This is a genomic window from Streptomyces sp. NPDC002825, assembly GCF_040295385.1.
Taxonomy (GTDB): Bacteria; Actinomycetota; Actinomycetes; order Streptomycetales; family Streptomycetaceae; genus Streptomyces.
This window is the reverse complement of sequence record NZ_JBEOVH010000027.1, coordinates 115,648-128,418: the sequence shown is the minus strand read 5'-3', so window position 1 is coordinate 128,418 and position 12,771 is coordinate 115,648. Positions and strand designations below refer to the sequence as shown.

Here is a 12,771-nt window from a genome sequence, read left to right as displayed (position 1 = left end):
AGCGGTCCTGGCCCGGGGTACCGAAGAGGTACAGGATCAGGTCCTGGTCGAGGGTGATGCGGCCGAAGTCCATGGCGACGGTCGTCGTCGTCTTGCCGCCGGTGTGCGTCAGATCGTCGATGCCGGCCGACGCGGAGGTCATGACGGCTTCGGTACGCAGCGGGTTGATCTCCGAGACGGCGCCGACGAACGTGGTCTTGCCCACGCCGAAGCCACCCGCCACCACGATCTTCGCGCTGGTGGTCGATCTGGCCGCGCCGCCGCTAGAGCTTGCGAAGTCCACTGAGCACCCTTTCGAGCAGTGTCACGTCCGGCGTGCCGCCGGTCTCTCCGTTGCCCGGCTGGTGGATCGCCACCATGCCGGCCTCCGCCAGGTCGGCCACGAGGATCCGGGCGACACCGAGCGGCATCGACAGGAGGGCCGACACCTCGGCCACCGACTTGACCTCGCGGCAGAGGTGGCAGATCCGCTGGTGCTCCGGCAGGAGCGTGGCGAGGTGCGCCGGGTCGGCCGTGGTGCTGACCAGCGCCTCTATGGCGAGCTGATAGCGCGGCCGGGTCCGGCCGCCGGTCATCGCGTACGGACGCACCAGCGGCTGGTCGCCCTCGTGTCCGTACTCGTCGACTGAAGCGCCGTACGGATCGTGAGAGGCGGGGGGCGGGGTCATGAATCCTCCGGGCGTGACAGCAAGACATCTGCCGTCTGATGGGGCCGGTGGGGGGCCGGGTGGGGCGGCCGGACGATGAACAGTGCCCAGAACGGTACGGAGGGGCGTACCGCCCTCGGGTCGGTCGGTGCGGACGGAAGTGGGGTCCGTCCGCCGTGCGTGACCTAGTGGAGCAGGCTGCCCTGGAGCTCCGCACGGAGATCCGGGGTGAGGACGCTGCCGGCCCGGTCGACCAGCAGCGCCATCTCGTAGCCCACGAGGCCGATGTCGCACTCGGGGTGTGCGAGCACGGCCAGCGAGGAGCCGTCGGACACCTGCATGAGGAAGAGGAAGCCGCGCTCCATCTCCACCACGGTCTGCGCGACGGGTCCGCCCTCGAAGATCCGGGACGCGCCCGCGGTCAGCGAGGTCAGTCCGGATGCGACCGCCGCCAGCTGGTCGGCGCGGTCGCGGGGGAATCCTTCGGACATGGCCAGCAGGAGTCCGTCGGCGGAGACCACCACCGTGTGGGACACCCCGGGGGTGTTGTCCACGAAGTTGGTGATCAACCAGTTCAGATTCTGCGCCGCCTGGCTCATCGCGTTCAACTAACGCTCCTGCTGATGGTTCGGACCGAGGTGGTGGCTACCCGTGGTCGAGTTGCCGGCCTGGCGGCCCTGCTGGATGCCGCGGCGCAGATTCGTGAGCCGGCCGCGGACGTCGTCGGGTGCACGCGAGACCTGGGGGCCGGCCGTGTGGGCCTGCTCCTGTGCGGTCCCGGGTACGAGGTTGGCCTTCGGCACACGGCGCGGAAGGCCGGAGGTGGTGACGCCGCCGGCCGCGGGCTTGCGCACCCGCTCCGCCTGGCGCACCAGCTCGTCGTTGGGCGAGGTCCGCCAGGCGGCCCCGCCGTTCTGGCGGCCGTCGGCGGCCGGGTCACCGGCCGGACGGGGTGCCGGAGCGGACGGCTGCGACACGACCGGGGTCGGCATCGTCTGCGTCAGGTCCACCTGCTGGGGGGCCTGCTGCTGCGCCTGCTCCTGCGGGTACCAGTTGGTCTCCAGGTTCTCGTACAGCGGGGTACGAGCCTCGCCCGCGCCACCGGCCGGCGGCAGGGCCTCCGGACGGCGCGGCTGCTGGAGCTGCGGCTGCTGCGGGCGGGCCGGCTCGGCCGGACGCGGAGCACCGAAGTCCTCACCGGTCCGCTGACGCGGCGCCGACGGCTGGGCCTGCTGCTGCGCCTGCGGTACGAAGGGCTGCCGGCCGAACTGCTGCTGCTGGCCGCCCTGGTACGCCTGCGGGGCCTGCTGCTGCGGGGCCTGCGGCTGCTGCGGGGCACCGAAGTCGGGTCGCGGGAACTGGCCGGTGGAGCCGGGACCCTGCGGGGCGCCGAAGTCGGGGCGCGGGAACTGCGCCGTCGACGCCGGGTCCTGCTGGTACGCCTGCGGGTCCTGCTGGTAGGCCTGCGGGTCCTGCTGGTACGCCTGCTGCTGCGGGGCCTGCTGCTGCGGGGCACCGAAGTCCGGACGCGGGAACTGGCCCGTGGAACCGGGACCCTGCGGAGCCGCCGGCCCGCCGAACAGGCCCGCCGGCTCCGGCTCCTCGTGACCGCGCGGGGCGTCCAGCGGGGACATCTCCTGCTGCGGGCGCCGGACCGGCTGCTGCTGCGGGTCGTTGCCCCAGCTCGCGGCCTGCGGGCGCTGCGGCTGGGGGTTGCCGCCGGGCAGCTCGGCGCGCGGGAAGTCGTAACCGCCCTGCTGCTGGCTCTGCTGGCCCTGCGGCTGCTGCTGCTGCTGCTGCGCCGCGGGTCCGGGCTGGTTGCCCCACACGTCCGTACGGGACGGGATGGCGCTCGCGGCGCCGCCGATGAGACCGCCCCCGCCGGGGCCCGGACGCAGCGCGTCGGGCGACTGGGGAGCCTGCGGGGCCTGCGGGGCCTGCGGAGCCTGGGGGGCCTGGGGGGCCTGCGGCATCCGGCCGGTCTGGTCCAGCTGCGCGTTCTGCGGCTGCGGGGTGCGGGACTGCGGAGCGCCCTGCGGGCCGCCGGCGAGCGGGGCGCCGTCACGGGCGGGCAGCGCGGCCCGGGGACCGCCCGCACCGACCTGACCGCGCGCGGCACCGGCACCGGCGCCGAGACGGCCGGCCGCCGAGGCGCCGCCCTGGCCCGGACGTCCGCCCGGGAGGCCCGGAGCACCGGGACCGCCGGCCGCGCCGGGGCCGCCGGGGAGACGGCCGCCGGGGGCGGAGGCACCCTGCGGCATCGCGCCCTGGCCGCCCGCGCCCGGCTTGGGCATGGGCTTCTTGCCGCCCTGGGCGACGTCGACGGGGAGCATGACGAGCGCGGTGGTGCCGCCCGAGTCGGACGGGCGCAGCTGGATCCGGATGCCGTGTCGCAGGGACAGGCGGCCGACCACGAACAGACCCATGCGGCGGGAGACCGAGACGTCCACGGTGGGAGGCGACGCGAGCCGCTCGTTGATCGCGGCGAGGTCCTCGGGGGAGAGGCCGATGCCGGTGTCGTGGATCTCGACGAGCACGCGGCCGTCGGGCAGCGCGTGACCGGTGACCCGGACCTTGGTCTGCGGGGAGGAGAACGAGGTGGCGTTCTCGAGCAGCTCGGCGAGGAGGTGCACGAGGTCGTTGACGACGCGGCCGGCGACCTCGGTCGCCGGGACCGCGGCCAGTTCGATGCGCTCGTACTGCTCCACCTCGGAGGCGGCGGCACGGAGGACGTCGACCAGCGGGACCGGACGGGTCCAGCGGCGGCCCGGCTCCTCACCCGCGAGGACGAGGAGGTTCTCACCGTTACGGCGCATACGCGTCGCGAGGTGGTCGAGCTTGAACAGCGAGGAGAGCTGGTCCGGGTCGGCCTCGCGGGACTCCAGCTCGGAGATGAGCGAGAGCTGACGCTGGATGAGGCCCTGGGAACGGCGCGAGAGGTTGGTGAACATCGCGTTGACGTTGCCCCGGAGGAGGGCCTGCTCGGCGGCGAGGCGGACCGCCTCGCGGTGCACGTCGTCGAAGGCCGCGGCCACCTGGCCGATCTCGTCCCGGGAGTGCACACCGACGGACTCGACGGAGGTGTCGACGTCCTGCGGGTCGGACTCGGAGAGCTGCTTGACGAGCTCGGGCAGACGGTCCTGGGCGACCTTGGTCGCGGTGTCCTGGAGCCGGCGCAGCGAGCGGATCATGGACCGGGCCACGACGAAGGCACCGATGAGCGAGACGCCGAGGACGAGGAGGATCAGCGCACCGTTGATGATGGCGTCGCGCTGCGACTCCTGCTTCAGCTCACGGGCCATGGTCTCCATGTCACCGAGCAGACCTCGCTCGATGCGGTTCATGGCGGCGATCTTGGTGCTGTACTCGTCGGTGAAGTTCAGGTGACCGCGGCGCACCTGCTTGATCGCGCCGTCGGAGTTCAGCACGCGCTCGGCGTACTTGTTCGCGGCGTTGATCGACGGGTCGCCGCTGTTCAGCGACTCGGTCCGCTCGGCGGCGTCGCCACCGGCCGACTCGTAGATCGACTGGAAGGACTTGAGCTCGACGCCCTCACTGTTGAGGGCGGCCTCGCCGTAGAGGCGGTCACCCTGCGGGAGGTCGCCGGTCTGCTGGTCGTTCGGGGGGAGCGCGGACGCGATGATCGCCTGCTGGATGGAGGCGTACTCCTTGGCGGACGAGAACGCGGCGAGCGCGCGGGTCCGCTTGATCATCTCGGGGTTGCTGGTCGCCTGGGCCATGTCCTGCGACAGGCTGAGGAGCGAGCGGATGAGGCGGCTGTACGCCTCGACCGTCACCGAGTGGGAGACGCGCTTCTCGTAGGCGCTGCCGCGGATGGAGTGGAGCTCGGCGAGCTGCGAGGCGATCTGGCTGACGTTCTGGCGGATGCTGAGCAGCGCCTCGTCGCCCTCGGCGACCGGGATGTCCTCGGTCGCGTCGAGGAAGGCCTTGTACTCGCGGTCCGTCTTCCGGCGCGGGTTGGCGACCTGGTAGTCGCTCACCGGGCGGCCGTTGGCCAGCGGGCCGGCGGACAGGTCGCGCTCGGCCTGCAGGGCCTGCGCGAGGTCCGTCGCCTCACGGGTCAGCTTGGTGAGCAGCTGCATGTGGTCGAGCTGCTCCATGTCCTGGAGCGAGTCGCTGATGCGGATGCCGCCCAGGGTGGTCGCGGCGACCACGGGGAGGGTGAGGAGTGCGACCAGACGCGTGGAGATGCGCCAGTTGCGCAGGGCTATTCGCGGGCCGACCTCGTTCTCGGCGCGGGCCTTGGCGGGCGCGCCGGCCGGCTCGGCGGACTTGGCCGCGGAGCTGCCGCGCCTGCCGCCGTCACCGCCCTCGCCGGACGGTCCCTGACCCTGGTTCGGGGTGTGCGAGGCCGAGGGACCGCGGTCGGTCCCGGCACGCGGTTCCTGCTCCGCCGGAGCATCCGCTCGGCCCTGGCGGGCCTGGGGAGACCCCGAGCCATCCCTCTTGAAACGTCCCTGCACTAGCGTCGCAACCTCTGGACCAGGCGTCCTTCCGGGTGAACGGAGAGGACGGTGTCGGCGTCGATCGGGGCGCGGGGAGCGCCCCAGGTGGTCGTCGGTGACCGGCGCAGTTCCCCCTTCCCCGCCACTCGGCCGGCGCTGCGTTGCGCCCCCTGCGTGCCGGCTTGAAACCCGCGGCGGTGCGTGGAATTCCAGCACAGTGCCGGATCTCCAACAAGGGCCGCGTGTCGTGACGGGAGGGCTATGACAACGTGTGCACGAAACGTCACCCCATGTAGAAGATGATCACGGAGGATTCGGACTTATCCGGTCCAATGGTCGGGCATCCCCGTGTGTCCCAGTCGCCATGATCAGGAGCGGAATAGCTCATTCAGTGGCGGAATGTCCCTTTCCGTGGCTACCGGCGACCGTCCGTAATGCCCGGAATGTGTAGCCAGTGGTGAGCAAACTCACACCCGAATCGATGTCTCAGCCATGCATTCGAAGGGAATCGCATGTTTAGCCTGACGCTTTACACCCCTTCGCGCCCGTACGGGCGCCCCTCCCGGAACAAGGTCTGATCACCGCGATGAAGACGACGACGCTCCGCAAGACGGCCAACCCCCGCCGTTCCACCCTCGTCCACCTCTCGGACGCCGCAGACCTCGGCCGGGGCGCCCAGCCGGAGTACTCGGTCGAGCTCCCGGGCAACACGGCCAACCCGCGCCGCACGATCCTGATGAAGGCCCCGGCGCCGTACCAGCCCCAGCCGTACGCCACCGCGTCCCGCTGACCCCCGCGGGCCCCGCCCGCGTCACCTTCGTCATCACCCCCGCTGATATCGCCGGGCGGCCGCCCCTCGCCGCGTTAGCCTGGAGCGTCAGACTCCAGCCAGTACCAAGTGAGGGGCGACAGCACTCGTGCGCATCGCCAGATTCTCCATCGACGGCAATGTGGCCTTCGGCGCCGTCGAGGGCGAGGGGACCGTCGAGTCCGGCGGCCTCGTCCTCGACATCATCAAGGGCATCCCGTACACCGACTTCGAGCTCAGCGGCACCAAGGTCCCGCTCAGCAAGGTACGGCTCCTGCCGCCCGTGCTCCCCAACAAGGTCGTGGCCATCGGCCGCAACTACGCCGAGCACGCCGCCGAACTCGGCAACGAGGTCCCCGACGTCCCCGTCGCCTTCTTCAAGCCCACCACCTCGGTGATCGGCCCCGGCGACGCCATCGAGTACCCCTCCTTCTCCAACGAGCTGCACCACGAGGCCGAACTGGCCGTGGTCATCGGCCGCATGTGCCGCGAGGTGCCCCGCGAGCGCGTGAAGGACGTCATCTTCGGCTACACCTGCGCCAACGACGTCACCGCCCGCGACGCCCAGCAGCGCGAGAAGCAGTGGGCCCGCGCGAAGGGCTTCGACACCTCCTGCCCCCTGGGCCCCTGGGTGGAGACCGACCTCGACCCGAGCGACCTGACCATCCAGGCCACGGTCAACGGCGAACAGCGCCAGCTGGGTCGGACGAGCGACATGATCCGCTCCATCGAGGACCTGGTCGTCCACATCACCGAGGCCATGACGCTGCTCCCCGGCGACGTCATCCTCACCGGCACCCCCGCCGGGGTCGGCCCCCTCAACGTCGGCGACGAGGTCGCCGTCACCATCGAAGGCATCGGCACTCTCACCAATAAGGTGATCAAGCGTGGCTAACGCGAACTTCCCCAAGCTCTCGACTTCGCTCGAGCAGGGGACACCCCTACGCGTCCGTTTCTGTCCCTCGCCGACCGGCAACCCCCACGTGGGTCTGGTCCGCACCGCCCTCTTCAACTGGGCCTTCGCCCGGCACAACCAGGGCACCATGGTCTTCCGCATCGAGGACACCGACGCGGCTCGCGACTCCGAGGAGTCGTACAACCAGCTGCTCGACTCCCTGAAGTGGCTGGGCCTCGACTGGGACGAGGGCCCCGAGATCGGCGGCCCCCACGCGCCGTACCGCCAGTCGCAGCGGATGGACATCTACAAGGACGTCGCCGACAAGCTGCTCGCCGGCGGGTACGCGTACCACTGCTTCTGCACCGCCGTGGAGCTGGAGGCCCGCCGTGACGCCGCCCGCCTGGCCGGCAAGCCGTCCGGTTACGACGGCACCTGCCGCAACCTGAGCGCCGAGCGCATCGAGCGCTACCGCGCCGAGGGCCGCGAGTCCATCGTCCGCTTCAAGATGCCCGACGAGCCGATCACCTTCACCGACCTGGTCCGCGGCGAGCTCACCTTCACCCCGGACAACGTGCCGGACTACGGCATCCTCCGGGCCAACGGCGCCCCGCTCTACACCCTGGTCAACCCGGTCGACGACGCCCTGATGGAGATCACCCACGTCCTGCGCGGCGAGGACCTGCTCTCCTCCACCCCGCGCCAGATCGCGCTCTACAAGGCGCTGATCGAGCTCGGCGTCGCCAAGGAGATCCCCTCCTTCGGCCACCTGCCGTACGTGATGGGCGAGGGCAACAAGAAGCTCTCCAAGCGCGACCCGCAGGCCTCCCTCAACCTCTACCGGGAGCGCGGCTTCCTCCCCGAGGGCCTGCTGAACTACCTGTCGCTCCTCGGCTGGTCCTTCTCGGCCGACCAGGACCTCTTCACCATCCCCGAGATGGTGGAGAAGTTCGACATCGCCGACGTCAACGCCAACCCGGCGCGCTTCGACCTCAAGAAGGCCGAGTCGATCAACGCCGACCACATCCGCATGCTGGACGTGAAGGCCTTCGCCGAGGCGTGCGAGCCCTGGCTCCAGGCCCCGCACGCCAACTGGGCGCCCGAGGACTTCGACCGCACGGCCTGGGAGCGGATCGCCCCGCACGCCCAGACCCGCCTGACCGTCCTCTCGGACATCACGGCCAACGTCGACTTCCTCTTCCTGAAGGAGCCGGTCTTCGACCAGCCCTCGTGGGACAAGGCCATGAAGGGCGAGCCCGCGGCCCTCCTGACCACCGCCCGCGAGAAGCTGGTGGACGCCGACTGGAGCGACCCCGAGTCCCTCAAGAACGCCGTCCTGGCCGCCGGCGAGGCCCACGGCCTCAAGCTCGGCAAGGCCCAGGCCCCGGTCCGCGTCGCCGTCACCGGCCGCACGGTCGGCCTGCCGCTCTTCGAGTCCCTGGAGATCCTGGGCAAGGAGAAGACCCTCGCCCGCATCGACGCGACCCTGTCGAAGCTCGCCGGCTGATCCGCGCCGTACGCACCGGTACCCCCGTCCCGCACCCCGGGACGGGGGTACCGTCGTTCCATGACCATCCGCGCGGTGCTCTGGGACATCGACGACACGATCTTCGACTACGCGAGCGCCGACCGGACCGGGATGCGGGCGCATCTCGCGGCCGAGGGGCTGCTCGGGGCTTACGGCTCCGTCGAGGAGGCGCTGCGGCGCTGGAAGGAGCTCACGGAGCTGCACTGGCGCCGGTACGAGGCCGAGGGCGGGGACTTCCGGGACCAGCGGCGCGAGCGCGTGCGGGACTTCCTCGGCCGGCCGGAGCTCACCGCCGCCGAGGCCGACGACTGGTTCGACCGGTACGTGGTCCATTACGAGGCCGCCTGGGAGCTGTTCCCCGACACCGTGCCCGTCCTCGACCTGCTGGCCCGTGACTACCGTCACGGGATCCTGTCGAACTCCAGCATCCACAACCAGGACCACAAGCTCCGCGCGCTGGGCGTACGGGACCGCTTCGAGGCCGTCCTGTGCGCCGCCGAGCTTGGCGTGGCCAAACCCGCCCCCGAGGCCTTCCACGCCGCCTGCACCGCCCTGGACCTGCGCCCGCACCAGGTGGCGTACGTCGGGGACCACCCGGACATCGACGCCAGGGGCGCCGTGGAGGCGGGCCTCCTGGGCATCTGGCTGGATCGGGTCGGGACCGGCGGAAGGCCCGAGCTGACCCGGATCACGGACCTCCGGCAGCTGCCCGGGGTGCTGGCTGCGGATACGCGTTTTGGAGCACCGTCCACCTTCGGGTAATGTTCTTTCTGCGCCGAGGGGAACGGGCCGAAAGGCCGGAAAGCCCCGGAAGCGCAAGCCGAGCAAGATCCCTTCTCGAAGTGATCACGTTCCGGTGGCCTATGGTGTAATTGGCAGCACGACTGATTCTGGTTCAGTTAGTCTTGGTTCGAGTCCAGGTAGGCCAGCTCGCAGAGCTCATCTGCAAACCGTGGATTGGCATCCACAAAGCCCCCGTTGTGTAGCGGCCTAGCACGCCGCCCTCTCAAGGCGGTAGCGCCGGTTCGAATCCGGTCGGGGGTACAGATCCTTCCCGCGGGATCACTTGGGTAGCTCCCAGTGATGTCGATGCAGGATCGCTAGGGCCCCCGTTGTGTAGCGGCCTAGCACGCCGCCCTCTCAAGGCGGTAGCGCCGGTTCGAATCCGGTCGGGGGTACGACGCTGGTCTAACCACGTATTGGTCTATGGTGTAATTGGCAGCACGACTGATTCTGGTTCAGTTAGTCTAGGTTCGAGTCCTGGTAGACCAGCTCGGGTCCGCGGCGGTGTTAGTTTAACGCTTGTGTGACCCAAAGCCCCCGTTGTGTAGCGGCCTAGCACGCCGCCCTCTCAAGGCGGTAGCGCCGGTTCGAATCCGGTCGGGGGTACCAGACGAAGAAGCCCTTCCCTTCGGGGGAGGGCTTCTTCGCTGTTTCCGGTCCCGCGCACACAACTCCGGCCCACCGCTGCGGCGTTGGAGCGGTGGGCCGGGAACGTACAGGTGAACAGGGAGACGTCAGCCGTTGCGGCGGAGCGCCTCGGAGAGACGGGCGGCGGCGTCGATGACCGCCTGGGCGTGCATGCGGCCCGGGTGGCGCGTCAGACGCTCGATCGGGCCGGAGACCGAGACGGCGGCCACCACGCGGTTCGAGGGGCCGCGTACGGGCGCGGAGACGGACGCGACGCCGGGCTCCCGCTCGCCGATCGACTGGGCCCAGCCGCGGCGCCGTACGCCCGACAGGGCCGTCGCCGTGAAGCGGGCGCCCTGGAGGCCGCGGTGCAGCCGCTCGGGCTCCTCCCAGGCCATCAGGATCTGCGCGGACGAGCCGGCCTTCATCGTCAGCGTCGAGCCGACCGGGACGGTGTCCCGCAGGCCCGAGAGCCGCTCGGCCGCCGCCACGCAGATGCGCATGTCGCCCTGGCGCCGGTAGAGCTGGGCGCTCTCGCCGGTGACGTCGCGCAGATGCGTCAGCACCGGGCCCGCGGTCGCGAGCAGGCGGTCCTCACCGGCCGCGGCGGCGAGCTCCGCCAGGCGCGGTCCGAGGATGAACCGGCCCTGCATGTCACGGGCCACCATCCGGTGGTGTTCAAGTGCCACGGCCAGTCGGTGGGCCGTGGGTCGTGCGAGTCCCGTCGCCGCGACCAGTCCTGCGAGGGTGGCCGGACCGGACTCCAGGGCGCTCAGGACAAGGGCTGCCTTGTCGAGAACGCCTACGCCGCTAGAGTTGTCCATGCAACGATATTCGCGTCTCACTCTGTGAAACGCAAGTTCAATTTTTCTCGGAACCTGTGACCCTGGTGATGCGGCCGCACAACGGCCCGCGAAACGGGTCTCTAGTTGTGCCGGCGTAGACGTCGGCCGGAGGGAAAGCGATGGGTAGGACACTCGCGGAGAAGGTCTGGGACGACCACGTCGTCCGGCGCGCCGAGGGCGAGCCCGACCTCCTCTTCATCGATCTGCACCTGCTGCACGAGGTCACCAGCCCCCAGGCCTTCGACGGCCTCCGGCAGAACGGCCGGCAGGTGCGGCGCCTCGACCTCACCATCGCCACCGAGGACCACAACACCCCGACCCTCGACATCGACAAGCCGATCGCCGACCCGGTCTCCCGCGCCCAGCTGGAGACCCTCCGCAAGAACTGTGCCGAGTTCGGCGTCCGGCTGCACCCGCTGGGCGACGTCGAGCAGGGCGTCGTCCACGTCGTGGGACCGCAGCTGGGCCTGACCCAGCCGGGCACCACCGTCGTCTGCGGCGACTCGCACACCTCCACGCACGGCGCCTTCGGCGCGCTGGCGTTCGGCATCGGCACCAGCCAGGTCGAGCACGTGCTCGCCACCCAGACGCTGCCGCTGGCCCGCCCGAAGACGATGGCCATCACGGTCGACGGCGAGCTGCCCGCGGACGTCACCGCCAAGGACCTGATCCTGGCGATCATCGCCAAGATCGGCACCGGCGGCGGCCAGGGCTACATCCTGGAGTACCGCGGCTCCGCCATCGAGAAGCTCTCGATGGAGGCCCGGATGACCATCTGCAACATGTCGATCGAGGCCGGCGCCCGCGCGGGCATGATCGCCCCCGACGAGACGACCTTCGCCTATCTGAAGGGCCGCGCCCACGCCCCCGAGGGCGAGGACTGGGACGCCGCCGTCGCGTACTGGAAGACCCTGAAGTCCGACGAGGACGCGGTCTTCGACGCCGAGGTCGTCATCGACGCCGCCTCGCTAGCGCCGTTCGTCACCTGGGGCACCAACCCCGGCCAGGGCGCGCCGCTTTCGGCGAACGTCCCCGACCCGGCTTCGTACGAAGACGCTTCGGAGCGCCTCGCCGCCGAAAAGGCCCTGGAGTACATGGGGTTGACCGCCGGGCAGCCGCTGCGGGACATCAAGGTCGACACCGTCTTCGTAGGCTCCTGCACCAACGGCCGCATCGAGGACCTGCGCAACGCGGCCGCCCTCCTGGAGGGCCGCAAGGTCGCCGACGGGGTCCGCATGCTGGTCGTCCCCGGCTCGGTCCGGGTCGCCCTGCAGGCCGTCGAAGAGGGCCTGGACAAGGTCTTCAAGGAGGCCGGCGCCGAATGGCGGCACGCGGGCTGCTCGATGTGCCTGGGCATGAACCCCGACCAACTGGCCCCCGGTGAGCGCTCCGCGTCCACCTCCAACCGCAACTTCGAGGGCCGGCAGGGCAAGGGCGGCCGCACCCACCTGGTCTCCCCCCAGGTCGCCGCCGCCACCGCCGTGCTGGGCCACCTGGCCTCCCCGGCCGATCTGTCCGACGTCGCCACCACCGCGGGGGTCTGAGGAACCATGGAAGCTTTCACCACGCACACCGGCCGGGCCGTCCCGCTGCGCCGCAGCAACGTCGACACCGACCAGATCATCCCGGCGCACTGGCTGAAGAAGGTCACCCGCGACGGCTTCGAGGACGGCCTCTTCGAGGCCTGGCGCAAGGACGAGCAGTTCGTGCTCAACCGCCCGGAGCGGCAGGGCGCCACGGTCCTGGTCGCGGGCCCCGACTTCGGCACCGGCTCCTCCCGTGAGCACGCCGTCTGGGCGCTCCAGAACTACGGCTTCCAGGCCGTCATCTCCTCCCGGTTCGCCGACATCTTCCGCGGCAACTCGCTGAAGAACGGCCTGCTGACCGTCGTCCTCCCGCAGGAGACGGTGGACGCCCTCTGGGAGCTGACCGAGGCCGACCCGGCCGCCGAGATCACCGTCGACCTGGAGGCCCGCAAGGTCCTGGCCGCCGGGATCGACGCCGACTTCGAGCTCGACGAGAACGCCCGCTGGCGTCTGCTGAACGGTCTCGACGACATCAGCCTCACCCTTCAGAACGAAGCCGACATCGCGGCCTACGAGGCGGCTCGACCGTCCTTCAAGCCCCGTACAATTACGGTCTGAGCAGCGCTTTTCCACGACTGCGCCCCCC

Annotated in this window: 11 protein-coding genes and 5 tRNA genes; 11 read left to right on the top strand and 5 right to left on the bottom strand. The window is 70.6% G+C overall.

Annotation, left to right across the window (positions count from 1 at the left end; translation table 11 throughout):
* The 4 genes from ABT041_RS29070 to ABT041_RS29055 all read right to left on the bottom strand — a co-directional run.
* A partial coding sequence (locus tag ABT041_RS29070) for a GTP-binding protein (RefSeq protein ID WP_351189814.1) occupies positions 1 to 283 on the bottom strand: 283 nt, incomplete at its 3' end.
* A complete protein-coding gene (locus tag ABT041_RS29065) occupies positions 264 to 668 on the bottom strand; it encodes a DUF742 domain-containing protein (protein ID WP_017235980.1) in 405 nt (134 codons plus the stop codon). The genes ABT041_RS29065 and ABT041_RS29070, both read right to left, overlap by 20 nt.
* A gap of 164 nt (positions 669 to 832) precedes the next feature.
* On the bottom strand, positions 833 to 1,246 hold the full coding sequence (locus ABT041_RS29060; RefSeq protein WP_015036421.1) for a roadblock/LC7 domain-containing protein: 414 nt from the start codon (positions 1,244 to 1,246) through the stop codon (positions 833 to 835).
* A gap of 9 nt (positions 1,247 to 1,255) precedes the next feature.
* A complete protein-coding gene (locus tag ABT041_RS29055) occupies positions 1,256 to 5,131 on the bottom strand; it encodes a sensor histidine kinase (protein WP_351189811.1) in 3,876 nt (1,291 codons plus the stop codon).
* 568 nt (positions 5,132 to 5,699) lie between these two features.
* Here ABT041_RS29055 and ABT041_RS29050 point away from each other — a divergent pair.
* The 9 genes from ABT041_RS29050 (at position 5,700) to ABT041_RS29010 (ending at position 9,736) form a co-directional block, all read left to right on the top strand.
* Complete coding sequence (locus ABT041_RS29050) at positions 5,700 to 5,903, top strand: hypothetical protein (RefSeq protein ID WP_351189808.1); 204 nt, start codon at positions 5,700 to 5,702, stop codon at positions 5,901 to 5,903.
* Positions 5,904 to 6,030: 127 nt separating this feature from the next.
* Positions 6,031 to 6,816: a fumarylacetoacetate hydrolase family protein gene (locus ABT041_RS29045; RefSeq protein ID WP_041131422.1), complete on the top strand. Its 786-nt coding sequence runs from the start codon at positions 6,031 to 6,033 to the stop codon at positions 6,814 to 6,816.
* Positions 6,809 to 8,323: a glutamate--tRNA ligase gene (gltX, locus tag ABT041_RS29040; protein WP_351189805.1), complete on the top strand. Its 1,515-nt coding sequence runs from the start codon at positions 6,809 to 6,811 to the stop codon at positions 8,321 to 8,323. The genes ABT041_RS29045 and gltX overlap by 8 nt, the downstream gene beginning before the upstream one ends.
* 60 nt (positions 8,324 to 8,383) lie before the next feature.
* Positions 8,384 to 9,106, top strand: coding sequence for an HAD family hydrolase (locus ABT041_RS29035; RefSeq protein WP_351189802.1), 723 nt, complete (start codon positions 8,384 to 8,386; stop codon positions 9,104 to 9,106).
* 95 nt (positions 9,107 to 9,201) lie between these two features.
* Positions 9,202 to 9,273 (top strand) — tRNA-Gln (locus tag ABT041_RS29030).
* Positions 9,274 to 9,315: 42 nt separating this feature from the next.
* Positions 9,316 to 9,388, top strand: a tRNA-Glu gene (locus tag ABT041_RS29025).
* A 61-nt stretch (positions 9,389 to 9,449) separates the two neighbouring features.
* Positions 9,450 to 9,522 (top strand) — tRNA-Glu (locus tag ABT041_RS29020).
* Between the two features lie 22 nt (positions 9,523 to 9,544).
* Positions 9,545 to 9,616, top strand: a tRNA-Gln gene (locus ABT041_RS29015).
* Between the two features lie 44 nt (positions 9,617 to 9,660).
* Positions 9,661 to 9,736, top strand: a tRNA-Glu gene (locus ABT041_RS29010).
* Positions 9,737 to 9,861: 125 nt separating this feature from the next.
* On the opposite strand, the gene ndgR is transcribed toward ABT041_RS29010, so the two are convergent.
* Complete coding sequence (gene ndgR / locus ABT041_RS29005) at positions 9,862 to 10,578, bottom strand: IclR family transcriptional regulator NdgR (protein ID WP_005311436.1); 717 nt, start codon at positions 10,576 to 10,578, stop codon at positions 9,862 to 9,864.
* A 140-nt stretch (positions 10,579 to 10,718) separates the two neighbouring features.
* Between ndgR and leuC the strand changes: the two genes are divergently transcribed.
* Positions 10,719 to 12,143, top strand: coding sequence for a 3-isopropylmalate dehydratase large subunit (gene leuC, locus ABT041_RS29000; protein WP_351189798.1), 1,425 nt, complete (start codon positions 10,719 to 10,721; stop codon positions 12,141 to 12,143).
* A gap of 6 nt (positions 12,144 to 12,149) precedes the next feature.
* A complete protein-coding gene (gene leuD, locus ABT041_RS28995) occupies positions 12,150 to 12,743 on the top strand; it encodes a 3-isopropylmalate dehydratase small subunit (RefSeq protein WP_351189796.1) in 594 nt (197 codons plus the stop codon).
* Positions 12,744 to 12,771 lie beyond the last annotated feature (28 nt).